This window comes from Chelatococcus sp. XZ-Ab1 (assembly GCF_029309855.1).
Taxonomy (GTDB): Bacteria; Pseudomonadota; Alphaproteobacteria; order Rhizobiales; family Beijerinckiaceae; genus Chelatococcus_A; species Chelatococcus_A sambhunathii.
In genome coordinates this window covers 181956-205488 of the sequence record NZ_JARKII010000006.1, presented here as the reverse complement: position 1 = coordinate 205488, position 23533 = coordinate 181956, and the positions used below count along the sequence as shown (strand labels likewise).

21 protein-coding genes are annotated in these 23533 nt (G+C 67.7%); 14 read left to right on the top strand and 7 right to left on the bottom strand.

The genetic code is table 11. The features are described 5' to 3' along the window. The first annotated feature begins 10 nt into the window (after positions 1-10). The 12 genes from P2T65_RS10640 to P2T65_RS10585 all read left to right on the top strand — a co-directional run bounded on the left by P2T65_RS10640 (position 11) and on the right by P2T65_RS10585 (position 11735). Positions 11-1033, top strand: coding sequence for a TRAP transporter substrate-binding protein (locus P2T65_RS10640; protein WP_055459161.1), 1023 nt, complete (start codon positions 11-13; stop codon positions 1031-1033). 31 nt (positions 1034-1064) lie between these two features. Next, positions 1065-1574 (top strand): TRAP transporter small permease, encoded by a 510-nt coding sequence (locus tag P2T65_RS10635; protein WP_055459160.1) that lies wholly within the window; start codon positions 1065-1067, stop codon positions 1572-1574. A gap of 51 nt (positions 1575-1625) precedes the next feature. Beyond that, positions 1626-2906 (top strand): TRAP transporter large permease, encoded by a 1281-nt coding sequence (locus tag P2T65_RS10630; RefSeq protein WP_245316312.1) that lies wholly within the window; start codon positions 1626-1628, stop codon positions 2904-2906. Positions 2907-2931: 25 nt separating this feature from the next. Continuing rightward, entirely contained in the window at positions 2932-3774 is an 843-nt protein-coding gene (locus P2T65_RS10625; protein ID WP_055459158.1) for a dihydroorotate dehydrogenase electron transfer subunit, read from the top strand. After that, positions 3768-4739, top strand: a complete 972-nt coding sequence (locus P2T65_RS10620; RefSeq protein ID WP_245280518.1) for a dihydroorotate dehydrogenase — start codon at positions 3768-3770, stop codon at positions 4737-4739. The genes P2T65_RS10625 and P2T65_RS10620 overlap by 7 nt, the downstream gene beginning before the upstream one ends. After that, entirely contained in the window at positions 4736-6013 is a 1278-nt protein-coding gene (locus P2T65_RS10615; RefSeq protein WP_276199755.1) for a hydantoinase/carbamoylase family amidase, read from the top strand. The genes P2T65_RS10620 and P2T65_RS10615 overlap by 4 nt, the downstream gene beginning before the upstream one ends. A 1-nt stretch (position 6014) precedes the next feature. After that, entirely contained in the window at positions 6015-7082 is a 1068-nt protein-coding gene (gene pyrC / locus P2T65_RS10610; protein WP_055459156.1) for a dihydroorotase, read from the top strand. A 30-nt stretch (positions 7083-7112) separates the two neighbouring features. Further along, positions 7113-7784 (top strand): orotate phosphoribosyltransferase, encoded by a 672-nt coding sequence (locus tag P2T65_RS10605; protein WP_055459155.1) that lies wholly within the window; start codon positions 7113-7115, stop codon positions 7782-7784. A gap of 287 nt (positions 7785-8071) precedes the next feature. Beyond that, on the top strand, positions 8072-8386 hold the full coding sequence (locus tag P2T65_RS10600; RefSeq protein WP_055459154.1) for a hypothetical protein: 315 nt from the start codon (positions 8072-8074) through the stop codon (positions 8384-8386). Between the two features lie 256 nt (positions 8387-8642). Further along, entirely contained in the window at positions 8643-9617 is a 975-nt protein-coding gene (locus P2T65_RS10595) for a tripartite tricarboxylate transporter substrate binding protein (RefSeq protein ID WP_276199754.1), read from the top strand. 131 nt (positions 9618-9748) lie between these two features. Next, the gene (locus P2T65_RS10590) at positions 9749-10225 is read left to right on the top strand and encodes a tripartite tricarboxylate transporter TctB family protein (RefSeq protein WP_055459152.1); all 477 of its coding nucleotides are present in this window, start codon (positions 9749-9751) and stop codon (positions 10223-10225) included. Between the two features lie 7 nt (positions 10226-10232). Further along, positions 10233-11735, top strand: a complete 1503-nt coding sequence (locus P2T65_RS10585) for a tripartite tricarboxylate transporter permease (protein ID WP_055459151.1) — start codon at positions 10233-10235, stop codon at positions 11733-11735. Positions 11736-12263: 528 nt separating this feature from the next. On the opposite strand, the gene P2T65_RS10580 is transcribed toward P2T65_RS10585, so the two are convergent. From P2T65_RS10580 to P2T65_RS10550, 7 genes are all read right to left on the bottom strand, one after another. Then, on the bottom strand, positions 12264-13652 hold the full coding sequence (locus tag P2T65_RS10580; protein ID WP_071923544.1) for a M20 family metallopeptidase: 1389 nt from the start codon (positions 13650-13652) through the stop codon (positions 12264-12266). Positions 13653-13688: 36 nt separating this feature from the next. Further along, positions 13689-15155, bottom strand: a complete 1467-nt coding sequence (locus P2T65_RS10575; RefSeq protein ID WP_276199753.1) for an amidase — start codon at positions 15153-15155, stop codon at positions 13689-13691. 12 nt (positions 15156-15167) lie between these two features. Next, positions 15168-16136 (bottom strand): oligopeptide/dipeptide ABC transporter ATP-binding protein, encoded by a 969-nt coding sequence (locus P2T65_RS10570; RefSeq protein ID WP_055459148.1) that lies wholly within the window; start codon positions 16134-16136, stop codon positions 15168-15170. Beyond that, positions 16133-17116 (bottom strand): ABC transporter ATP-binding protein, encoded by a 984-nt coding sequence (locus tag P2T65_RS10565; RefSeq protein WP_055459147.1) that lies wholly within the window; start codon positions 17114-17116, stop codon positions 16133-16135. The genes P2T65_RS10570 and P2T65_RS10565 overlap by 4 nt, the downstream gene beginning before the upstream one ends. Before the next feature lie 4 nt (positions 17117-17120). After that, positions 17121-18017: an ABC transporter permease gene (locus P2T65_RS10560; RefSeq protein ID WP_063187604.1), complete on the bottom strand. Its 897-nt coding sequence runs from the start codon at positions 18015-18017 to the stop codon at positions 17121-17123. Position 18018: 1 nt separating this feature from the next. Continuing rightward, a complete protein-coding gene (locus P2T65_RS10555) occupies positions 18019-18936 on the bottom strand; it encodes an ABC transporter permease (RefSeq protein WP_019402429.1) in 918 nt (305 codons plus the stop codon). A 206-nt stretch (positions 18937-19142) separates the two neighbouring features. Then, positions 19143-20666, bottom strand: coding sequence for an ABC transporter substrate-binding protein (locus tag P2T65_RS10550; protein WP_276199752.1), 1524 nt, complete (start codon positions 20664-20666; stop codon positions 19143-19145). 263 nt (positions 20667-20929) lie between these two features. Between P2T65_RS10550 and P2T65_RS10545 the strand changes: the two genes are divergently transcribed. Both P2T65_RS10545 and hemN read left to right on the top strand, forming a co-directional pair. After that, on the top strand, positions 20930-21892 hold the full coding sequence (locus P2T65_RS10545) for a LysR family transcriptional regulator (RefSeq protein WP_055459144.1): 963 nt from the start codon (positions 20930-20932) through the stop codon (positions 21890-21892). 87 nt (positions 21893-21979) lie between these two features. Next, on the top strand, positions 21980-23329 hold the full coding sequence (hemN, locus tag P2T65_RS10540; RefSeq protein WP_055459143.1) for an oxygen-independent coproporphyrinogen III oxidase: 1350 nt from the start codon (positions 21980-21982) through the stop codon (positions 23327-23329). The last annotated feature ends 204 nt before the right edge of the window (positions 23330-23533 follow it).

The following is a 23533-nucleotide window of genomic DNA, read 5'->3' as shown; positions in this document are numbered from 1 at the left end:
GAAGAAACGGATGCTCACGCGCAGATTAGTTCTGCTCGCGGCCGGGCTGGTCATTGCGGGGACCTTCGCCGCCCAGGCCCAGCAGGCCAAGTACGTCGCCAAGATCGGCCATCTCGAGGCCGCCACCCAGCCGCGTCACAAGGGGCTCGAAAAGGTCGCCGCGCTCGTCAAGGAGCGCACCAATGGCGAGGTCGAGTTCCAGCTCTATCCCGCCTCGCAGCTCGGCAATGCCCGGCAGATGGTCGAGGGCGCCCAGCTCGGCTCGTCCGAGGGCACGGTGATGCCGGCCGCCTTCCTCGGCGGCTTCAATCCCGTCGTCTCGGTGCTCGACATCCCCTTCATCATGCCCGAGGACCGCGCCAAGTCGCAGGCGCTGCGCGATGGCCCCTTCGGCCAGGCGATCCTCGATTCGTTCACCAAGCGCGGCCTCGTCGCCATCGCCATCTGGCCGAACGGGCGCAAGAGCGTCACTTCCGCCAAGCCTCTCGCCGGCGTCGACAGCTTCAAGGGCCAGAAGTTCCGCGTCATGGATTCGCGGATACTCATCCAGCAGTTCGCGGGCGTCGGCGCCGCCGCCATCGCCATTCCCTTCGGCGAGCTCTACACGGCATTGCAGACTGGTGTCGTCGACGGACAGGAGAACCCGCTCGATACGATCTCGACCATGAAGTACTACGAGGTGCAGAAGGACCTCGTGGTCTCCAACCACGGCGCCATGGAGGACCTCGTCCTCTTCAATCCAGCCTGGTGGAACAGCCTGCCGGAAGGCCACCGAGACGTCATCGTCAAGGCCTTCCTCGAGGTGCGCCCGCAGGTCGAGACTCTGAAGGAAGAGGTGCAGACGCTGGCCTTCAACCAGATCAAGGAAGCGGGCGTGAACGTGCGCGTTCTCGGCGACGCAGAGCGGGCCGACTGGCGCGCCAGGATGTTCCCGCCCGCCCGTGACGCCTATCTCGAGCGCGCCGGCGCCGAGGGCAAGGCCGTCATGGAGGTCTACGAGGCGGAAGCGAAGAAGCTCGGCCTCGCCAACTGAGCCTTGCGACGAAACCCGAGGGCGCGACCCCATGCTCCGCACCGCAATGACCGTCCTGCGCACCTTCGAGCGCAACATCATCGGCCTTCTGCTCGTGGCCATGTCGGCCGGCTATGTGGTCAACGTGCTGGTGCGTGTTTTCGCGCCCTCGCAATCCCTCCATTTCGCCTGGATGGAGGAGGCGGCGCTGTTCATGCTCGCCTGGCTCGTCTTTCTCGGCCTCGGACTGACGCTGGAGAAAGGCCGTCACATCGCCATGACAGCGCTCTACCGGCGGATGCCGGCGGGCGTGCAGCGCGTCGTGGCCTTCGTCATCAATGCCGTCGGCCTTGCCTTCTGTGCCTATCTGACGAAGGTCGGCTACGATTTCGCGCGCTTCATCGTCAATTCCGGCCAGACGAGCCCGACGCTCGATGTGTCCATGGTCTGGCTCTATGCGGCCCTGCCGGTCGGCTTCGTGCTGCTGGGCCTGCGCTACCTGCTTGAGCTTGTCGGCGTCGAGAACCGCTTCGTGCTCGCCGACCGTGGCCAGGACCACTGAACCCAACCACCGCGGCGGACGGTCCGACGTATCGAAGAGGGCGCTTTTCCCGTGTTGATCCTGCTCTGCATACTGGCTGCCCTGCTTCTCGTTCTCGGGTTCGAGATGCTGCTCGTCATGGGCGTGCCGAGCGTGCTCGCCCGCCTTGCGGAATTCCCGAACCTGCCGGACATCGTCATCGCCCAGAAGATGGTCGGCGGTGTCAATGTCGGCACGCTGCTCGCCATTCCGTTCTTCATCTTCGCCGCCGATCTCATGGCGCACGGCACCATCGCCGAGCGGCTCATGAACCTCGTCAAGAAGAACCTCGGCCATCGCGCCGGCGGCATCGGTCACACCACGGTCGTCTCGTGCATGGCCTTCGGTTCGGTCTGCGGCTCCGCGCCGGCCACCGTCGCCGCGCTCGGGCGCTTCCTCCATCCCGAGCTGATGCGCGCCGGCTACAAGGAGCGCTTCTCGCTCGGCCTCATCGCATCGAGCGCGGAATGTGCGCTGCTCATCCCGCCGAGCATCACGCTCCTCGTCTATGCCTGGCTCACTGGCACCTCCGTCGCGGCGCTGTTTGCCGGCGGCCTTGCCGTCGGCGTGGTCCTCGCCCTCGCCTTCATGCTCTACGTCGCCTTCGTCACGCGCCGTGCGGGCATCGAGCCCGCCCCGCGGGCGAGCAGCGCGGAGCGCTTCGAGGCGGTGAAGGCCTCGCTGCTCGCGCTCGGCATGCCGGTCATCATCCTCGGCGGCATCTATTCCGGCTTCTTCACCGCCACCGAGGCCGCGGCGGTCGCCGTCGCCTATGCCCTCCTCGTCGAGATGGTCATCTACCGCCAGCTTGGGTGGCGGGACGTGATGCAGGTTGCCGAACAGAGCGCGCTCACCATCGTCGCCATCTTCATCCTGCTGGCGGTCGGCTCGCTGCTCTCCTATTTCGTCACGCTTGCACGCCTGCCGGATCAGCTTCTCATGCTGCTCAACGACTGGCAGGTGAACTGGATCGTCTTCCTGCTGATCATCAACGTCGTGCTGTTGATCGCGGGGATGTTCATCGATCCCAATTCCATCATGGTCATCCTGCTGCCCGCCATCTTCCCGGTGGCGACGGCGCTCGGCATCGACCCCATCCATTTCGGGCTCGTGGTCTGCCTGAACATCTGCATCGGCATGATCACGCCGCCCTTTGGCCTCGACCTCTTTGTGACGTCGTCGGCCTTGCGCAAACCGGTTGAGACGGTGATCGCGGGCATCTGGCCGTTCGTGCTGACGAACATCGCCGTGCTGCTCGTGATCTCCTACGTGCCGTCCATATCGACGGCGCTGCCGCGGCTGCTGGGCTACTGACCCGGCAGACCTGGGAGAAGAAAACATGTTGCAAAGCCTCGAGACGCGGTCCGTATGGACCGCGAACGATGCCCCCGTTGCCGATGCCGAGACCGTGGTCCTCAGTCACACGGCCGTCAACGACGAGTACCGACACCTCGTGCTGCGCGCCGGCAGGCCGGCGACGCTCGCCGCCCCGGGCCAGTTCTTCCACCTCCTGTGCCCCGCGAGCGGCGCGGACAAGCCCTACCTGCGCCGGCCGATGAGCACCTACAAGGCCGACCCGGAGGCGGGCACGCTCGAATTCCTCTACAAGGTCGCCGGACTCGGCACCCGCGCCCTCGCGACCTTGAAGCCCGGCGACCCGTTCCGCGTGCTCGGCCCGCTCGGCGTCGGCTTCAGCCTCGACGACGACTGGCGCCACATCGTCGTGCTCGGCCGCGGCGTCGGCCTCGCGACGCTCGCCCCGCTCGCCGAGGCTGCGGCCGAAAAGGGCATCGGCGTCACCGCCATCCTGAGCGCCCGCCGACCCGATCTCGTCATGTCTGTCGACCGCTTCGCGGCCGTCGGTGCCGACGTGCGCCCCGTGCTCGACAGCGACGGCTCCAGTACGCCCGAGAATGTACGGGAGATTCTCGCCGGGCTGGCCCGCCAGGGAAGGGCGGATGCCATCTTCACCTGCGGCTCCAACCGCCTGTTCCGCCTCGCCAAGGACTTTGCCCGCGAGGCGGGCATCGCCGGCCAGGTGGCGCTCGAACAGCAGATGGCCTGCGGCATCGGCATGTGCTTCTGCTGCGTGCGCAAGTTCGAGGTCGACGGGGATCTCGTCGACAAGCGCGTGTGCTGGGACGGGCCCGTGTTCGATCTGAAGGAGGCCACCTCATGGTAACGGCCATGTCGTCTCCCGCCGGTTCCTCCGTCTCCCTTGCCGTCGACGTCGGCGGGCTGCGCCTTGCGAACCCCGTCATGCCGGCCTCGGGCACCTTTGCCGAAGGGCTCGACAAGGTGATCGACCTCAATCGCCTAGGCGCCTTCGTGACGAAGACGATCACGCGTGAGTTTCGCGCCGGCAATCCCGTGCCGCGGGTGTGCGAGACCACCGAGGGCCTGATCAACTCGATCGGCATCCCCTCGAAGGGGCTCGACTATTTCCGTGACAACGTGGTGCCGTTCTACCGGGCCTTCTCCCCGCCGCTCGTCGTCTCGATCTCGGCTCCGACGGTGGACGACTTCGCCGCCATGGCGCGCGACCTGACGGTGGCCGGTGTCGCCGCCATCGAGGCCAACATCTCCTGCCCCAACATCGAGGAGGACGGCCGCTCCTTCGCCATGGAGCCGCGCCTGACCGAAACGGTGACGGCCGCCATGCGCAAGGCGACTGCCCTGCCATTGTGGGTGAAGCTGACGCCGAACACCGGCGACATCGTCGCCGTCGCCCGCGCAGCGGAGGTGGGCGGTGCGGATGCGGTCGTGGTCGCCAACACCATCCTCGCCATGCGCATCGACACCGAGACCTTCCGGCCCAAGCTCGGCAACGTGCTCGGTGGCCTCTCGGGGCCGGCGGTGAAGCCCATCGCCCTGCGCATGGTCTACCAGTGCGCCGACAAGCTCACCATTCCCGTCATCGGCTGCGGCGGCATCGCCACCGCTGAGGACGCGGTGGAATTCCTGCTCGCTGGCGCCCGCGCCGTGCAGGTCGGCACGACCACCTTCGTGCGCCCGACGGCTATGATCGACGTCATCGAGGGGCTCTCGGCCTTCTGCGCCCGCCGTGGCATTGCCGATGTCAACGCGCTTGTCGGCGCGGTCGCTGATGGCAACACGGCGCCCGAAGAGGCGGAGGCCGTGCTGTGAAACCGCTCGCTCATCCGATGCGCAACGAGCGCGACTGGGAGGCGCTGGCCGTGGAGGTCTTTGCCGAACTGCACCAACTCGGCTTCGATGGGGTCGGCATCACGCGCCAAGCCTTCGGCGAGGGCGAGGCGGCGGCGATGGCTGTCATGGAGCGCCTTGCCGGGCGCGAGGGCCTTCTTGCCACACGCGATGCCGGGGACAATCTTGTCGTCTCTCTGCCCGACGAGGCGCCCGGGCCTTACATCCTTGTCGGCTCCCATCTCGATTCCGTGCCGCGCGGCGGCAATTTCGACGGTGTGGCGGGCGTACTCGCCGGGCTCATGGTGCTGGCGCGAATGAAGAGCGAGGGCATCACACCACCGCGGCCCGTACGCGTCATCGGCCTGCGCGGCGAGGAATCGCCGTGGTTCGGCAAGCCTTACATCGGCTCGTCGGCCCTGCTCGGGGCGCTGAAGCCGCAGGACCTCGACCTCAGGCAGCGGGACGGCGCGCGCAGCCTCGCCGAGGCGCTCGCCGGTGTCGGCATCGACGTCGAGAAGGTGAGGGAGGGCACGCCCCTCGTCGACAAGCGCGATATTGCCGCCTTCCTCGAATTGCATATCGAGCAGGGCCCCGTGATGGTCGCCCGCGCATGGCCGACGGCGGTCGTCACCGGCATCCGCGGCAACATCCGCCACCAGCGCATCCTGTGCCAGGGCCAGGCCGGCCATTCCGGCGCCGTGCCGCGCTGGCTGCGCAAGGATGCGGTCTTCGCGCTCGCGGAGCTCGTCTCGCGGCTCGACGAGCATTGGCGCGTTCTCCTGGAGCGCGGCCTCGATCTCGTCGTCACCGTCGGCATCGTTGCGACGAACCCCGAGGATCACGCCTCGACCCGCATTCCGGGCGAGGTCGCCTTCTCCTTCGAGATCCGCAGCCAGAGCCGGGAGACGCTCGAAGCCTTCTACGTGCTCTTCGAGACGGAATGCGCCAACATCGCCCGGGAGCGGGGCGTGAAGTTCGTCTTCGACCGGCGGCAGGACGCGGCGCCCGGGCGCATGGACGAGGGCTGGGTGAAGCACCTCGTCGAAGCCTCGCGCCGTCTTGGCCTGCCGGCCGAGACCATCGCGAGCGGTGCGGGGCATGATGCGGCCGTCTTCGCCAATGCCGGCATTCCGGCGGCCATGGTCTTCGTGCGCAACGAGCATGGCTCGCACAATCCGGACGAGGCGATGGCGATTGCCGATTTCCTTGCCGGCGTCGATCTGCTCTATGAGGCCCTGACGAAGGAGCCGTAAGATGACCGAGACCATCACCATCCGCCGCCCGGACGACTGGCACGTGCACCTGCGCGACGGCGCCATGCTGAAGGCGGTGCTGCCCTTCACCGTCGCGCAGTTCGGCCGCGCCATTATCATGCCGAACCTCGTGCCGCCGGTGACGACGACGGCGATGGCCGATGCCTATCGTGCGCGCATTATGGCCGCCCTGCCGGCGGGCAGCTGCTTCGAGCCGCTGATGACGCTGTACATGACGGACGACACCGACCCGGCCGACGTCCTCTCCGGCTACGAGAGCGGGCGCATCGCCGCGGTGAAGCTCTACCCGCAGCACGCGACGACCAACTCGCATTTCGGTGTCACCGATATCGAGAAGATCCATCCCGTGCTCGCCGCCATGGAGAAGGCGGGAGTGCCGCTGCTCATCCATGGCGAGGTGACGCGGCCGGACGTCGATATCTTCGACCGCGAGGCGGTGTTCATCGACACGGTGCTCGACCCGCTGGTGCAGCGCTTTGCCGGTCTCAAGGTCACGCTGGAGCACGTGACGACGAAGGAGGGCGTGGACTACGTCACCGGCGCGCGCGAGCGTGTGGGCGCCACCATCACGCCGCACCACCTCATCTTCAACCGCAATGCCATCTTCCAGGGCGGCATCCGCCCCCACTACTACTGCCTGCCGATCGCCAAGCGTGAGGTGCACCGGCAGGCGCTGCGCCAAGCGGCGACGTCGGGCAATCCGCGTTTCTTCCTCGGCACCGACACCGCCCCGCATACCCGTACCGCGAAGGAGGCGGCCTGTGGATGCGCCGGGCTGTTCGTGGCGCCGGTCGCGCTTGCGTGCTATGCGCAGGTTTTTGAGGAGGAGGGCGCTCTCGACAGGTTCGAGGCTTTCGCGAGCCTCAACGGCCCGCGCCACTATGGCCTGCCCGCCAACGAGGGAACGATCACCCTCGTGCGCCGGCCGCGGATGGTCGCCGAGGATGTCGCTCTTCCCGCAGGCGAGGCGGTGCACGTCTTCCGTGGTGGCGAGACGGTGTCGTGGGCGGTTGACGACGCGGACAGCGCCGCGGCTGCCGTCGCCTGATTGGACAACCAAACCGGGGGCCGAGGGACCATGGACAAGTCATTCATCGCTTCACAGACGGCCCGTATGATGCTGGAGGTCCAGGCCATCCAGTTCAACGCCGAGAAGCCCTTCATCTTCACCTCGGGCTGGGCGAGCCCGGTCTATGTCGACTGCCGCAAGCTCATTTCCTTCCCGCGCCTGCGCCGGCGGCTGATGGACTTCGCCGCCGAGCAGATCCTGTCCGAGATCGGCACCGAATCATTGGACGCTGTGGCCGGCGGCGAGACGGCGGGCATCCCCTTCTCCGCCTGGCTGGCGGACCGGCTGATGCTGCCGATGCTCTACGTGCGCAAGAAGGCCAAGGGCTTCGGCCGCAATGCGCAGATCGAGGGTGACATCAAGGAAGGCGCGCGCGTCCTCCTCGTCGAGGACCTGACGACGGACGGGCGCTCCAAGCTCGCCTTCGCCGAGGCGCTGCGCCGCGCCGGGGCTGACGTGCAGCACACCTTCGTCGTCTTCCACTACGGCATCTTCAAGGAAAGCACGGCGACGCTCGCGGAGCACGGCATCAAGATGCACGCCCTCGCCACCTGGTGGGACGTGCTCGCCGAGGCGCGCGAGCGCGGCTATTTCGCTGCAAGCACCCTCGACGAGGTGGAGAAGTTCCTGCACGCCCCGGCCGAATGGTCGGCAAGGCACGGCGGCAAGTCGGATTTCTGAGAAGAGCGGCGGTTGGGAGTGGGCAGTCGGCCGTCGGAAATAGGCGGTCTGGCGAGCGGCAGTTGGGCGACCGGCGGTCGGGCGATCGGCAGGCGCCGCATGCAGCACGCCATGCGCAGTCCCTAGCGCGTCATGGCCGGGACAAGTCCGGCCACGACGCTGGGAAAGGCTCAGCCCGGGCGATTGGGGGTGCTGCGCATGCGTCCTGGCCGATGGCCGTCTAAAAAATTTGATCCGTGCCGTCTTTTGGGATAGCGTCCCTTTTTAACGTGCACTGTGAGGGAGCGATGAACACGCGCGCGTTGCTTGAGTGGTTCCGCCAGCAGAATGAGGGTCTGCGCACCTATTCGTCCCTGCGCGAGTTGTGTGCCAAGGACATGGCCCCCGGCGCTCCCGATGCGGCGGTGCGACAGCTCCTCGTCTGCGCGCTCGACGGTTTCATCGACCGCTATTTTGGCGAGCCCTTCACGAGCGAGGTGGCCCGCACGGCGCGCGAGAACACGCTCAAGATGCTCGAGGAAGCTGCGGCGGCAAGCGAGGCGGATGCGGCCGGCAAGGTCGCCGCGCTCGACGGGCTGGCCTTCCGCCAGATTGCTGACTGAGCTTCTCCAATATCCTTCGGCCGAAGCCGTGACCGCTGCCGCGGGCGCGGCTTCTTGCGTTTTGGTAGCCACCGCCGCGGCCGGGACGACGCCTACGCAAGGCGCTGCGATTTTCGCGAAAGTCGCTTGAACAGGACCTCGCGCCTCCCCTATTGTAACGATTTAAAGAACCAATTCGCCAGAAGGCGATGGACAAGGGCGAGCCGGTAAGCGGCTGCTCCACGGGACCGGAAACAGTTCGAGAGAGGAGACCTTGATGCGCAGGACTTTCCTGAAAACGCTTGTCGCCGCGGCGGCCGCGGCAACGCTCGCCCTGCCGGGCGCGGCGCTGGCGGCCTATCCGGAGCGGCCGATCACGATGATCGTGCCGTGGGGTGCGGGCGGCGGTACCGATGCGACGGCCCGCATCGTCGGCTCGCTCCTCGAGAAGGAACTCGGCCAGCCGGTCAATGTCGTCAACCGCACGGGCGGCTCGGGCGTGGTGGGGCACGCGGCCATCGCCGACGCTGCGCCGGACGGCTATACGCTCGGCATCATCACCGTCGAGATCGGCATGATGCACTGGCAGGGGCTGACGCAGCTCACCTACGAGAGCTACACGCCGCTCGCCCTCATGAACATCGACCCCGCCGGCGTGCAGGTGCGTGCCGACGCGCCCTACAAGGATGTCAAGGAACTGCTCGCCGCCATCAAGGCGAACCCGGGCAAGTTCAAGGCCTCGGGTACCGGCCAGGGTGGCATCTGGCATCTCGCCCTCGCGGGCATGCTGGCAATGGACGGCATTCCGCCGAACGCAGCCCCGTGGGTGCCCTCGAACGGCGCCGCCCCGGGCCTGCAGGATCTCGTGGCCGGCGGCGTCGAGGTCGTCACCTGCTCAGTGCCGGAGGCGCGTTCGCTCATCGACGCAGGCCGCGTCAAGAGCCTCGCCATCATGGCCGACAAGCGCAGCGACGCCTTCCCCGATCTGCCGACATTGAAGGAAGCGGCCGGCATCGACTGGACGCTCGGCGCCTGGCGCGGCTTCGCCGCTCCCAAGGGGCTGCCGGCCGACATTCAGGACAAGCTCGTCGCCGCGCTCGACAAGATCTACAAGGGCGCCGAGTTCCAGGATTTCATGAAGGGCCGTGGCTTCGGCGTGTCCTGGGCGCCCAAGGACGAGTTCGTTGCCTTCATGAAGCAGAGCAACGAATCGCTCGGTACCGTCATGAAGGAACTGGGGCTCGCCAAGTAGGGCGCCCGACGGGTCAGGCGCCTCACAATCAGGCGCGTCATCGAGGTTGCCCGGGGCATGGCCCGCGCCTGCCACGGGCAACCGGTTCGATCCGGCCCGCACCATTCATCAGGCGCCGCGAGTTACCGTTCATGGTCAAGTCGGACATCATCATCGGTTTCATCCTGACGATGCTCGGGGTGGCGGTCATCCTGCACGCGCAGTCCTTCCCCGCCATTCCCGGCCAGGAATATGGCGCCGCCGTCTTCCCGGTGCTGATCGCGGGTGCGCTCGCGATCTGCGGCATCCTCCTCGCCTTCGGCGCCTGGCGGCGCAGGGCCTCGCTCGCCGCGGTTGATCTGGAGCACAGCATGGCCGGTATCACGTCGGCCGGCTGGACGAAGGGGTTGGCAACGATAGCGCTCGTCGTCGGCTATTGCCTGTTCGCGGACCGCATCGGCTTCATTCCCGCGATGGCGATCGTGCTGATGGTGGGCATGCTCATGCTGGGCGTGCGCTGGTGGGTGGCGCTCCTCGTCAGTGCGGCAACGATCCTCGTGATCTATCAGCTCTTTGTCGTTCTGATGCGCGTTCCGCTGCCACGCGGATTGCTCGCACCGTTCCTCTGAGGCGCCCATGCAAGCCATCGAGAAAGCCTTCGGGCTCGTCGCCACGCCGGGCGTGCTCATCTCCGTCCTGCTCGCCTCGGCCTTCGGCATGGTCATCGGCGCCATCCCGGGCCTGACGGCGACCATGGCGATCGCGCTGCTCGTGCCGATCACCTTCTTCATGGATCCACTGCCGGCCGTCGGCGCGATGATCGCCTGCTCGGCCATGGCCATCTTCGCCGGCGACATTCCGAGCACCCTGCTGCGCATTCCCGGCACGCCCGCCTCCGCCGCCTATACGGACGAGGCCTACGCCATGACGCGCAAGGGCGAGGCGGAGACGGCGCTCGGCGCCAACCTCCTGTTCTCGGCCATCGGCGGCCTGTTCGGCACGGCCGTCCTCATCGTCGCCGCGCCGGCCCTTGCCGAGGTGGCCCTCCGGTTCTCGTCCTTCGAATATTTCTGGCTCGCGGTGCTGGGCCTCACCTGCGCCATCTTCATCGGCGCGGTCTCGCCCCTGAAGGGCCTCATCAGCCTCTTCATCGGCCTGCTGGTCGCCACCGTCGGCCTCAACAACCCGGCCGGCGTGCCGCGCTTCACCTTCGGCTATACGGAGCTGATGGGCGGCATCGACTTCATCCCGGCGATGATCGGCCTCTTCGCGGTCTCCGAGGTGCTGCGGGCCATGGTGCATGGCGCAACCGACCTCAAGGTGACGCAGAGCCGGGTCGGCAACCTGTTCCGCAACTGGGGCGGGATGATCAAGACCTACTGGCGCCAGCAGGTGCGGGGCAACACGCTCGGCACGGCCATCGGCATCCTGCCCGGCGCGGGAGCGGACATAGCCGCCTGGGTCGCCTATGCGATGTCGAAGAAGTTTTCGAAGACGCCCGAGAAGTTCGGCAAGGGCCATGTCGAGGGCATCGTCGAGAGCACGTCGGCCAACAATGCGGCCCTTGGCGGCGCGTGGGTGCCGGCGCTCGTCTTCGGCATTCCGGGCGATTCCATCACGGCCGTTGTCATCGGTGTGCTCTTCATCAAGGGGCTCAACCCCGGACCGACGCTCTTCATCAACAATCCCGAGAGCATCTACGCCGTCTTCCTCATCTTCATCCTCGCCAATCTCTTCATGATCCCGCTCGGCTGGGCGGTCATGAAGGGGGCAACGGTCATCCTGCGCGTGCCGCGGCGCGTGCTGATGCCGCTCATCCTCGGCTTCTCGATGGTTGGTGCCTTCGCCGTCAACAACACGGCCTACGGCATCGTCATCATGCTCGCCTTCGGCGTGCTCGGCTTCCTCATGGAGGAGAACGACATTCCCGTTGCGCCATGCATCCTCGGCATCGTGCTCGGGCCGATGATCGAGGAGAACTTCGTGACCTCGATGATCAAGTCGGACGGCAGCTTCCTCGCTTTCTTCGAGCGGCCGATTGCCGGCGCGCTCGGCGTCTTCACCATCCTCGTGGTGCTGAGCCCGCTCATCGGCATGGCGCTGCGGCGCATGCGGCGCCCGGCGGCGAACGCGGCGTGACGGGGAGGGGTCCCGGCTCCCCAAGCAGAAGAACCTTGTGCCCCGGACGCGCCGCAGCATGAAATGATGCGGCGCCGATCCGGGGCCTGTTCATTCGCGCCTTCGGCAAGCTCTTGCGCTGGTTCCCGGCTCGCATTCCGCTTCGCTGCATGGGTCCGGGAAACGCGGTTGCGCGACTGCGGGTCGCCCCTCGGTCGTCACGTCCGGGCTCGTTGTTCAGCCCGGAGACATCGCCGAAGGCTGTTCGGGGAGATGAAGATCATCATCGCATCGATTGGGCTTGAGGGAGGCCATCCACGCCTTTCAACCCCGCTGCGCGAGCGTCGGCGGCGTGGATGCCCGCGACGAGCGCGGGCATGACGTGGAGACGGCTGCGCAAACGGAGCGGGGAGCGTGGCACAACCTCTCCACCCGTCTTGGCCGGGCTTGTCCCGGCCATCCACGCCTTTCAATCCCGCGCGAGCGTCACGGCCTGGATGCCCGCGGCGGGCGCGGGCATCACGCGGCGGCGGCTCCTCGCCGGTCGCCTCACACCGGCGGCGTCTTGCCCGTGCCGAGATCCCAGTAGAGCCCGGCCATGAGGCCGAGAGCCTCGCGCGCGATCGCGACTGGCAGGTGCTCGTTCGGCGCATGTTGCGAGCAGCCGGGGTAGGAGTGCGGCACCCAGATAGTGCGCAGGCCGAGCACCTCGGAAAAGATGTCGTTGGGCAGCGAGCCGCCGAGATTGGGCAGGATCGCCGGCTTCTTGCCGGTGGTCTGCGCGATGGAGCCGACCGCCCAGGTCACCCACGGGTCCTCCGGATCGAGCCGGGTGGCGTGGAAGATCTCGTCGCGGCTCTTCTCGACCTTGACCATCGTGAAGCCGTGCCGAGCGAGGTGGCGCCGCAGGGCCGGCAGCACCTCCTCGGGATCCACGCCGACGACGAAGCGCAGCTGGCAGCGCGCCCAGGCCTTGGGCGGCACGGCATTGACCGGCGTCTCGGGATTGCCGGCCTTCATGGCGAGCACGTCGAAGGAGCACCAGCCGAAGACCTGCTCGGCCGGGCTGAGGCCGGGCTCGCCCCATTCGGGATCGATGGTCGGGCCGTCCGGGCCGCCATCCACCTCACAGTCGGCGAGCACGCGGCGCACGCTCTCGGGCAGCTCCTTCGGCACCCATTCGTGGATGCGGATCTGCCCCGTCGGCGAGACGATGGTGGAGATGGCGTGGGCGAGCTGGATGGCGGGATCCGACAGGAGGCCGCCCCAGTTGCCGGAATGGTGGCCGCCCTCGCGGGCGTCGATCGTCACGTCGAAGGTCACGCCGCCGCGCGAGCCGAGGAAGACCGTTGGCCGCTCGGCGTTGAGCCGCGGCCCGTCCGAGCCGATGAGCACGTCCGCCCTGAACAGCTCCTTCTGCTCGGCGCAGAGCTCGCGCAGGCCGGGCGAGCCCATCTCCTCGCCCATCTCGATGAGATACTTGGCGTTGAAGCCCAGCTTGCCGCGCGTCTCCAAGACGGCCTTCAGCGCCGCGATGTTGATGACGTGCTGGCCCTTGTTGTCGACGACGCCGCGGCCGTACCAGCGGTCGCCCACCTCCGTCAACTGCCAGGGCGAGAGACCCTCCTTCCAGTCTTTGTCGAGGCCGCGGATGACGTCGCCGTGGCCGTAGCCGAAGATGGTCGGCAGGGCGGGATCCTCGATGCGCTCGGCATAGAGGAAGGGGGCGCGCGCCTTCGGGTGCTCGAGGAGGCGGCAGGCGAAGCCCAGCGCCTCGAGGGCAGGCACCATCTCCTTGACGAGATAGTCGCGCAGCACGGGCGCGCGCTCCGGGTTCTGGCTCTCTGTCGGCATGGCGACGAGGCGCGCCAGGTCGGTCTTGAGGGCTCCAGAATCGAAGTAGTCTTCGGCGCGGGCGATGGCCGCTTCACGGGTCATGGTGTCTGGCACTCCTTGCGGGTGGAACGGCGGGGCTCACGGCGCCACTGCCGGAAAGGGAGAGACCTGCTCGTAGGCGCGCACGAGCTGCAGCACGGAGAGGTCGTCGCGCGGCCGCCCGACGAGCTGCATGCCCATGGGCAGGCCAGCCGCGTTGAAGCCGACGGGAACCGAGACGGCGGGGCAGCCGGAGAGGGTGACGGGCGCCACCACCTCCATCCAGCGGTGGTAGCTGTCCATCGCGCGGCCGGCGATCGCCTTCGGCCATTCCTCCTCGATCGGGAAGGGGAAGACCTGCGCCGCCGGCAGGGCGAGATAGTCGAAGCGCTCGAAGAGCCTGAGCACGCTCGCGTACCAGGCCGAGCGCACGGTGCTCGCCTCGTAGAGCGCATCGGCGCTCAGCCGCTGGCCGCCCTCGATCTCCCAGCGCACGGCGAACTTGAGCAGCTCGCGCTTCTCCGGATCGTCGTAGAGCGCCTTCAGCTTGCCGCCGACCATGAAATGGCGCAGCGCGACGAAGGCCTGCCACAGGGCCTCGAAGTCGAAGGCCGGCACGTGTGGCTCGACGACGAGGCCGGCGTCGGCAAGGTGCCGCAGGCCGCCCTCGCACAGGGCGAGGATGCCGTCCTCCATGGCAAGGTGCCCGCTAAGGTCGCCGAGCCAGGCGATGCGCTTGCCCTTGAGGTCGGTATCGAGCGCGGCTTCGTAGTCGTGCCCGCTGCCGTCGAGCGACAGCGGCGCGCGCGGATCGTGCCCCGCCTGGACGGAAAGGAGCCGCGCGAGGTCCGCCGCATTGCGCGCCATCGGCCCCTCGGTGCCGAGCTGGGTGAAGAAGCCTTCCGGCGCGGGCAGGCTCGGCACGCGGCCCTGGGACGGGCGGAAGCCGAAGATGTTGTTGTAGGCAGCCGGGTTGCGCAGCGAGCCGCCGAAGTCGCTGCCATCGGCGACGGGCAGCATGCGCGTGGCGAGCGCCACGGCCGCCCCGCCGCTCGACCCGCCGGCCGTGCGGGCGGGCGCATAGGCGTTGCGGGTCGCGCCGAAGACGGGGTTGTAGGTGTGCGAGCCGAGGCCGAATTCCGGGGTGTTCGTCTTGCCGATGATGATGGCACCGGCGGCGCGCATGCGGGCCACCGCGATGGCATCGGCCGGCGGCACGAAATCGGCGAAGAGCGGCGAGCCGAAGGTGGTGGTGAGGCCCTTCGTCGGCGCGAGGTCCTTGATGGCCTGCGGTAGGCCGTGTAGCGGACCCGCCGCCTCGCCCCTGGCGAGCGCGGCGTCCGCCGCATCCGCCTCGGCGAGGATGTCCGCGCGCGGGCGCAGGGACACGATGGCGTTGTAGGTCGGGTTGATCGCCGCGATATGGTCGAGAAAGGCGCTGATCACCTCGCGCGCCGAGACGTCCCGCCGCTTTACGAGACGGGCGAGCGTTCCGGCGTCGAGGCGGCACAGCTCCGGCGCCTTGCCGGTGATGTCGCCCGTCGGGTTCGCTGCAGCAAGGCGCATGGCGCCTCTCCTTCAGTGGGGCGCCGGGCCTTGCCCGTGGAGATGGCAGGCGACGGCGCCCGTCTCGTCGCGCAGGATCTGCGGCACCACGCTCGCGCATTGCGGCAGCCGCTCGGGGCAGCGCGGGTGGAAGGGGCAGCCCGAGGGCGGGTTGAGCGGGTCGGGAAAGGCGATGCCGAGCCCCGTGTCCGGGATGCCGAGCCCGGGCTCCGGCGTCAGCACCGAGGCGAGCAGCGCCTTGGTGTAGGGATGGCGCGGGGCCTTGAAGAGCGCCGCCGTCTCGGCGAGCTCGACGACGCGGCCAAGATACATCACCGCGACGCGCGTCGCGATGTGCTCGACGACGGCGAGGTTGTGGCTGATGAAGACATAGGTGAGGTTGAGCTCGCGCCTGAGGTCCATCAGGAGATTGAGGATCTGCGACTGCACCGACACGTCGAGCGCCGAGGTCGGCTCGTCGCAGACGACCACCTCGGGCTTCATGACGAGCGCGCGCGCGATGGCGACGCGCTGGCGCTGGCCGCCGGACAGCTCACGCGGATAGCGGTCGGCGAAGCGCTGCGGCAGTCCGACCTTGTCGAGCATCTCGATCGTCATCTTCCGCCGCTCGGCCGCCGTGCCGATGCCGTGCACCTCGAGCGGCAGGGCCACGATGGAGGCGATGGTGCGGCGCGGATTGAGCGAGGAATAGGGATCCTGGAACACCGGCTGCACGCGCCGGGCCATGCCCTTGCGGCCGAGGCTGCGGATGTCCTGCCCCTCGAGCGTGATCGCGCCGGCACTCGGCGGCAGGAGGCCGAGCAGCATGCGCGCGAGGGTGGACTTGCCGCAGCCGGATTCGCCGACGATGGCGAGCACCTCGCCCTGGCGGATGTCGAGCGAGATGCCGTTCACGGCATGGAGCGTGCGCTTGCCCTTGAACATGCCACGGCTCACCTCGAAGGAGCGGGTGAGGTCGTGCGCTTCGATGAGAGCCGTCATGCCGCGTTCTCCAGGATGCAGCGCCAGCGGTGGCCGTCCGCGGTCTCGCGCACGGGCGGGGCGTCGAGGCAGGCCTGTTGGGCCTTGGTGCAGCGATCACGGAAGCTGCAGCCGCGCACCTCCCCGACGAGCGAGGGCACGACGCCGGGAATGACGCCGAGGCGCCCGCCGGGCTCGGTGCGGCCGGGCACAGGGATACACGCGATCAGCCCCTGCGTGTAGGGATGGCGCGGGGCGTTGAAGAGGGAGGCTGTCGGGCCCTCCTCCACGATCTGGCCGGCGTACATCACCGCCACCCGGTCGGCGATGCGCGCCACGATGCCGAGGTCGTGCGTGATCAGCACCATGGCGATGCCGAGCTCCCGCTGCAGGTCGGCGAGCAGGCGCAGGATCTGGGCCTGGATGGTGACGTCGAGCGCCGTCGTCGGCTCGTCGGCGATGAGCAGTTCCGGCCCGCACATCAGCGCCATGGCGATCATGACACGCTGGCGCAGGCCGCCCGAGAGCTGGTGCGGATATTGCCCGAGGCGCTCGGCGGCATTGGCGATGCCGACCTTGCCGAGCAGGAAGACGGCGCGCTCGCGCGCCTCCACCTCCGAGGCCTTCTTGTGCAGGCAATAGGCTTCGACAAGCTGATTGCCGATGGTGTAGGCGGGGTTGAGCGCCGTCATCGGCTCCTGAAAGATCATCGACATGCTGTTGCCGCGCAGCGCGTTGATGCGGCCCTTGCCGGCGCGCGACAGGTCCTCGCCCGCGAAGGCGAGACGCCGCGCCGTCTTCGTCGCGGCCTTCGGCAGGAGGTCCATGATCGCGAGCGAGGTCATGGACTTGCCGCAGCCCGATTCACCGACGAGGCAGAGCGTCTCGCCGCGCTTCACGGAAAAGGAGATGTCGCGCACGGCGTGCAGCGTGCCGCCCGCGGTCCTGATGTCGACGCTGAGGCCGTCGACCTCGAGAACGATGTCGCTGGAATTGGCCATGCCGTCAGCTCCGTCCTTCGGGGGCGATGATGTCGCGCAGGCCGTCGCCGGCGAGGTTGATGGCGAAGATGAGCAGCGCCAGCGCCGTGCCGGGGATGGCGATGAGCCAGAAGGAGAAGAACATGTAGGCCTTCGCCTCCGAGATCATCAGGCCCCAGGAGGGCAGGGGCGGCTGCACGCCGAGGCCGAGGAAGGAGAGGGCGGCTTCGAGCAGGATGGCGCTCGCCGCCTCCAGAGTCGCGACGACGATGAGGTGCGGGGCGATGTTGGGCAGCACTTCGCCCAGGACGATGCGCGTCGTCGAGGCGCCGGCCGCCTCCGCCGCCGCCACATAGTCGAGCGAGCGCACCTGTTGCGTCGCGCTGCGCATGACGACGGCGAAGCGGTCCCATTTCAGGAAGCCGAGCACCAGGATGACGATCCACAGCGAGCCGCCGATCATGGCGACGACGGCGAGCGCCACGAGGATCACCGGCATCGACAGGCGCGTGGTGACGAGGAAGGTGACGAGCATGTCGACCTTGCCGCCGAAATAGCCGGCCGCGAGCCCCAGCGTCGTGCCGATGAGGCCGGAGATGATGACGACGCTGATGCCGATGAGCAGCGAGATGCGCGCGCCGTAGATGACGCGCGAGAGATAGTCACGGCCGAGCTGGTCGGTGCCGAGCGGGTGGACCCAGGAGCCCTTGGCGTACCAGAAGGGCGGCACGTTGCGGGCGCTGAGGTTCTGCAGATAGGGATCGTGCGGCGCGAGCACCGGCGCAAGGAGCGCGATGAGCACGATGGCGGCGAGGATACCGATGCCGATGACGAAGGCCTTCTGCCCCAGCACGCGGCGCATGAGGCGGGAGAAGGCGGTGGGCTCTGCCGCGGCGGGCAGGGAAAGCGGTTCGCTCGTCATGTCATGCCACCCGGATGCGCGGGTCGAGCCAGGCGTTCGCGATATCCGCCGCGAGCGTCAGCAGAACGTAGAGGACGGAGAGCATGAGGACGATCACCTGCATCACGGGAAAATCCTTGAAGGTGATGCTCTGGTAGGCGAGGTAGCCGAGCCCATCGAGGGCGAAGATGGTCTCGATGACCACCGAGCCGCCGAGCAGGAAGCCGAGCTGCACGGCCGTGAGGGCGACGACCGGCACCACCGCGTTGCGCAGGGCGTGCTTGAAGATGACCTTGCGCGTCGGCAGGCCCTTGGCGCGGGCGGTGCGGATGTAGTCCGCCGACAGCACCTCGATCATGCCGGCGCGGATGAGCCGCATGAAGGCCGGCGCGACGTAATAGCCGAGCGCGATGGTCGGCATGATGAAATTCGCCCATGTCTTCGAGCCCGAGACCGGCAGCCAGCGCAGCGTGATGGAGAACAGCATCACGAGGATGAGGGCGAAGAAGAAGTTGGGCAGCGCCTGGCCGACGACGGCGATGGCGAGCGCCAGGCGGTCGATCCAGCTGTTGGCATAGACGGCGGCGAGCACGCCGAGCGGGATCGAGACGAGGAGCGCGAAGCCGAGGGAGAGGACGCCGAGCAGCAGCGTCGTCGGCAGCTTGGCGAAGACGAGCGTGGCGACATCGGTCTTGAAGTAGATCGACGTGCCGAAGTCACCCCGGAGCGTGTTCCACAGCCACTCGACATATTGCACGACGAGGGGCCGGTCGAGGCCGTAGGTGCGCCGCACGAGCTCGATGTCTTCCTGTCGCGCGCCCTCGCCGGCGATCGCGATGGCGACATCGCCCGACATGCGCAAGAGGAAGAAGGCGATGGCCGAGACGGCGAGCGCAACGAGCAGCGCCAGCCCCAGCCGTTTCAGAATATAGCCGATCATGGGCCGTTCTCCGGGCTCTTGCTCCGGTTGGGCGCCAACTCCCCTCCCCCTTGTGGGGAGGAGTAGGGGTGGGGGTCGTCACCGGCGAGTGTGCCGCCGTTCGTTTGGCACCACCCCCCTCCCTAACCCTCCCCCACAAGGGGGGAGGGAACAGGGCGCGCGCTCCGACGTTCAGCTGGAATAGTCCCCAGCTACTCGGGCGGTCCTTACTTCTTCCAGGTCATTTCCCAGAAGCGCGGCATCTCGTCCGGATAGGCGCGGAAGTCGAGGTCCGCCGTGGCGACGTAATAGACCGGCAGCGAATAGAGCGGCACGGCATAGGCCTTCTCGGCGATGCGGGTCAGCGCTTCCTTGTAGGAGGCGTTGCGCACGGCCGGGTCGACCGAGTTGTCGCCCTTGTTCAGCGCGTCGCGCACTTCAGGATCGCGCGAGATGTCGTCGTCGCCCATGGCGAAATAGACCGGCGTCGAGGCCGAGACGTCGTTGACCGAGAACGAGCCCCAGGTCTGGTGCGTCAGCATCGCCTTGTTGCCGCGGATCTGCTCGCGCATGGCGGCATATTGCAGGAAGCGCAGGTTGGCCTTGATGCCGACCGCCTGCAGGTAGCCGATGATGGCTTCCGTCTGGTTGCGCTCGCGATAGGCGACGATGTCGAGCTCGAGCCCGTTGGGAAAGCCCGCTTCCGCCAGGAGCGACTTGGCCTTCTCCGGGTCGTACGGATACTTCGGCGCGCCGTGGTCGGTGCAGCCGAACTGCGAGGGGAAGCAGATCGTGTTGATGACCCGCGAGCCCTTGCCGACGATCTCCTTCACCATCGTCTCGCGGTCGATGGCGTGGATGATGGCCTTGCGCACGCGCTCGTCCTTGAGCGCGGGGGCGGGCGTGCCCTCCTGCGAATTCATCTGCATGAAGACGATGCGCATCGTCTCGCCCGAGACGACCTGCAGGTGGGGCGCGGCCTCGAGCTGCTCGGCCTGGTCCTTCGGCACGTGCATGATGAAGTCGACGCCGCCCGAGATGGCCTCGGCCATCTGCGTCTGCCGGTCCGGGATGAAGCGGATCTCGACCTTCCCGATCGTGGGCTTCGGCTTCGGCGAATCGGCGAAATAATCCGGGTTCGTCTCGAGCACGATCGACTTGCCGGGGACGTATTCCGTCACCTTGTAGGGGCCGGAGCCGACCGGCTTGTCGTTCTGGCCGGCCGGGCCGACCTTCTCGTAATATTCGTTCGGGTGGATCACCACCGGCCCGGCGAGATATTCGATGGCCGCGGGGAAGACCTTCTTGGTCGTGATGCGGACTTTGTATTTGTCGAGCTTCTCGGCCTTCTCGATCCAGCTGACGTTCTGCTGGGTGGTGACCTTGTTCTCGGGCTTCGAGACGAAGTTCAGCGTGTAGACGACGTCGTCGGCGTCGAATTCCTCTCCGTTGTGGAACTTGATGCCCTGGCGCAGCTCGACCTCGAGCGTGCGGTCGTCGACCCATTTCCAGCTCTTGGCGAGCTGGCCCTTGTAGTCGTTCGTGATGGGATCGCGGTAGATCAGCGTGTCCCAGACGTGCTGACCGATGATCACGCCGATGCGGACGTTGTTGAAGAACGGATCGACGCTTTCCGGCGCCTGGTCATAGGCCATGACGACGGAATTGTCGCTCTTGCCGGCGAAGGCCGGCGCGGAGAGCGCCAGGGCGCTGACCGCGGCAAGGGTCGTGAGCTTGATCAGGTTGCGCATGTTCACCCTCTTTCTGGCGGAACGTGGCAACCCCGACGCCAATTATGACGCAGCGCCTGCGCCTCTCGCGCGCGGCGGCTCCGTCACCGGCTCTGACCGGCTGTTCCCCGTTCCCTTGGCTGGAGGGGACATTTTCGCCCTCCTCCGTTGCGAGCCGGCCAAGCCGGTCCGAGTGCATATTTTCAGAACACGACTACACTTTCTGCAATTATATTGTTTCGAAACTTTCATTGCCGATTTGGCAAGGCAGAGGGTAAGGCGTCATGCAAGGCACGGCCCTGCGCTATTTTCTGGAGGTGGTGCGCACCGGCTCGGTGAGCGAGGCGTCGAGCCGGCTCAACGTGGCCGCCTCCGCCGTCTCGCGGCAGATCGCCAAGCTTGAGCGCGACCTCGGCAGCCGCCTGTTCGAGCGGCGGCCGCGCGGCATGGTACTGAGCGAGGCCGGCCGCCTACTCGCCACCTATGCGCGGCGCATGGCGCTGGAAGGCGAGCGGGTGGTGGGCCGCATCCGCGAGCTCGAGGGTCTCGCCCGCGGCGAGGTGCGGATCGCGACGACGGAGGGCTTCGCGCTCGACATGATGCCCGAGGCGATCGTCGCCTTCCGCCGCCGCTACGAGGGCATCCGGTTTGACCTCGCGGTCGTCCCGTTCACGGCGGTGACGCGCCTCGTGCAGAACGGCGATGTCGACATCGGCGTCACCTTCGGCCTCGCGCCGTCGCCGGACGTCAAGGTGCAGCGCGCCTGGCCGGCGCCGATCCTTGCCGTGATGACGCCGGACCATCCGCTCGCCGTCCGCGAGAGTCTGACGCTGCACGACCTGCGCGACCATCCCGTCACCTTGTCGGAGGCAAACACGACGCTGCGCCAGCTCGTCGACATGGCCTGCGCCGACGAGGGTGTGGCGCTGGAGCCGGTGCTCATCACCAATTTCGTCTCCGCGCAGCGCCGCTTCGTCGAGACGAAGGGCGGGGTGCTCGTCGCTTCGCCCTTGTCGATGGTCTCGGGGCTCCTTTCGGGCCGTCTCGTTGCCCGCCCGGTGCGCTCCGAGTTCCTTCATCGCCGCCGCTTCGAGATCCAGACCATGCTGGATCGCACCCTGCCGACGGCGGCCGAGGCCTTCGTCGCCTTCCTCAGCGAACATATCGACAACGACCTTGCCGCGCTGTCGCAGGTGCTCGGCTTCCTCGTCTATCTCGCGCATACGGAGGCGGAAGCCGAGATTTGATCAACCGCAAGGACGTCCGCCGGGCGTGCCGTCATGGTCGGGCAACGCCGGGCCTTCGCGCCGGCAAGTCGTTCGAGAGGTTGGTCGATGAACGAGGACAAGGCGTCCGCCTATGGCGACGAGCGCCTGCCGCGCTATACGAGCTACCCCACCGCTCCGCATTTCTCGGATGCCGTGACGGCAGACGTCTATGCGCGCTGGCTGGGCGAACTGTCGCCGGATCTGTCGGCCTCGCTCTATCTGCACGTGCCGTTCTGCCGGCAGATGTGCTGGTATTGCGGCTGCAACACCACCGTGATGCGCTCGGATGCGCCGATCTCGGCCTATGTCGCCGAGCTCTGCCGAGAGATCGACACGGTGGCCGGTTGCGTGCCGCATCCCCTGACGGTCGGCCACGTGCATTTCGGCGGCGGCACGCCGACGATCGTCGCGCCGCACGAGTTCCTGGCGCTGATGGCACTGCTGCGTCGGCGCTTCGATCTCGGCCCCGATGCTGAAGTCGCCGTCGAGATCGATCCGCGGCGCCTCGAGCGGCCGATGGCGCAGGCCCTCGGCGAGGGCGGCGTCAACCGCGCCAGCCTCGGCGTGCAGAGCTTCGACCCCGTGGTGCAGCAAGCCATCAACCGTGTGCAGAGCTATGCCGTCACGGCCGCCTCGGTCGAGATGCTGCACGAAGCGGGCATCACGGCCGTCAATTTCGACCTGATCTACGGCCTGCCGCACCAGACCGTGCAATCCTGCCGCGAGACGGCGCGCCAGTGCCTGGCGCTGCGGCCGGCGCGCTTATCCGTCTTCGGCTATGCGCACGTTCCATCCTTCAAGCCGCACCAGCGCCTCATCGACGAGGCGGCTTTGCCGAACGGCGCCGAGCGGCGGCGGCAGGCAGAGGCGATCGCCGAGGTCCTGTGCGCGGGCGGCTACCGCCGCATCGGCTTCGACCATTATGCCCTGCCGGACGACGAACTCTCCATCGCCGAGCGGGAAGGGCGCCTGCACCGCAATTTCCAGGGCTATACGAGCGACGCCTGCGACGTGCTCGTCGGCTTCGGCGCCTCCGCCATCGGCCGCCTGCCCCAGGGCTATGTGCAGAACGAGCCGCTGCCGCGCCGCTATTCCAGGCTGATTGGGGAGAGGGGCCTCGCCACCGTCAAGGGCTACGCCCTGACCGCCGACGACCGGCTGCGGGCCGACATCATCGAGCGTCTCATGTGCGATTTGGCCGTCGACGTGGGTGCCATCTGCGCCCGGCACGGCACGGATCCGGCGCCGCTCATGAACGCGCCGCGGCTCGGCGACGTGGTCCGCGACGGGCTCGCCCGCATCGAAGGCCATGTCGTGCGCGTGCCCGACGAGGCCCGCTTCCTCGTGCGCACCATCGCCGCCGCCTTCGACGCCTATCTCGGCCAGGGCGGCCGCGCCCACAGCCGCGCGGTGTGAGGAGAGGGACGCCCCGCACGCAGGCCTTTCCCGGACGCGTTGAGCGAAGCGCCGGCGGGTGGACCCCGGCTCAGTACCGCATCATTTCATGCTGCGGTGCGTCCGGGGGCGAGGATGTTCCGTGGTGGAGGGCAACCCTTCGGCCAGACCATGCGCAGCCTACGCCGCACAACCTCGTTTCCCGGACGCAGCAGCGATAGCGGA

What these genes read in the sequence shown, in the direction of transcription:
- P2T65_RS10640 (WP_055459161.1), top strand. Translation starts at nt 11, where the DNA reads ATGCTCACGCGCAGATTAGTTCTGCTCGCGGCCGGGCTGGTCATTGCG.
- P2T65_RS10635 (WP_055459160.1), top strand. Translation starts at nt 1,065, where the DNA reads ATGCTCCGCACCGCAATGACCGTCCTGCGCACCTTCGAGCGCAACATC.
- P2T65_RS10625 (WP_055459158.1), top strand. Translation starts at nt 2,932, where the DNA reads ATGTTGCAAAGCCTCGAGACGCGGTCCGTATGGACCGCGAACGATGCC.
- P2T65_RS10620 (WP_245280518.1), top strand. Translation starts at nt 3,768, where the DNA reads ATGGTAACGGCCATGTCGTCTCCCGCCGGTTCCTCCGTCTCCCTTGCC.
- pyrC (WP_055459156.1), top strand. Translation starts at nt 6,015, where the DNA reads ATGACCGAGACCATCACCATCCGCCGCCCGGACGACTGGCACGTGCAC.
- P2T65_RS10605 (WP_055459155.1), top strand. Translation starts at nt 7,113, where the DNA reads ATGGACAAGTCATTCATCGCTTCACAGACGGCCCGTATGATGCTGGAG.
- P2T65_RS10600 (WP_055459154.1), top strand. Translation starts at nt 8,072, where the DNA reads ATGAACACGCGCGCGTTGCTTGAGTGGTTCCGCCAGCAGAATGAGGGT.
- P2T65_RS10595 (WP_276199754.1), top strand. Translation starts at nt 8,643, where the DNA reads ATGCGCAGGACTTTCCTGAAAACGCTTGTCGCCGCGGCGGCCGCGGCA.
- P2T65_RS10590 (WP_055459152.1), top strand. Translation starts at nt 9,749, where the DNA reads ATGGTCAAGTCGGACATCATCATCGGTTTCATCCTGACGATGCTCGGG.
- P2T65_RS10585 (WP_055459151.1), top strand. Translation starts at nt 10,233, where the DNA reads ATGCAAGCCATCGAGAAAGCCTTCGGGCTCGTCGCCACGCCGGGCGTG.
- P2T65_RS10580 (WP_071923544.1), bottom strand. Translation starts at nt 13,652, where the DNA reads ATGACCCGTGAAGCGGCCATCGCCCGCGCCGAAGACTACTTCGATTCT.
- P2T65_RS10575 (WP_276199753.1), bottom strand. Translation starts at nt 15,155, where the DNA reads ATGCGCCTTGCTGCAGCGAACCCGACGGGCGACATCACCGGCAAGGCG.
- P2T65_RS10570 (WP_055459148.1), bottom strand. Translation starts at nt 16,136, where the DNA reads ATGACGGCTCTCATCGAAGCGCACGACCTCACCCGCTCCTTCGAGGTG.
- P2T65_RS10565 (WP_055459147.1), bottom strand. Translation starts at nt 17,116, where the DNA reads ATGGCCAATTCCAGCGACATCGTTCTCGAGGTCGACGGCCTCAGCGTC.
- P2T65_RS10560 (WP_063187604.1), bottom strand. Translation starts at nt 18,017, where the DNA reads ATGACGAGCGAACCGCTTTCCCTGCCCGCCGCGGCAGAGCCCACCGCC.
- P2T65_RS10555 (WP_019402429.1), bottom strand. Translation starts at nt 18,936, where the DNA reads ATGATCGGCTATATTCTGAAACGGCTGGGGCTGGCGCTGCTCGTTGCG.
- P2T65_RS10550 (WP_276199752.1), bottom strand. Translation starts at nt 20,666, where the DNA reads ATGCGCAACCTGATCAAGCTCACGACCCTTGCCGCGGTCAGCGCCCTG.
- P2T65_RS10545 (WP_055459144.1), top strand. Translation starts at nt 20,930, where the DNA reads ATGCAAGGCACGGCCCTGCGCTATTTTCTGGAGGTGGTGCGCACCGGC.
- hemN (WP_055459143.1), top strand. Translation starts at nt 21,980, where the DNA reads ATGAACGAGGACAAGGCGTCCGCCTATGGCGACGAGCGCCTGCCGCGC.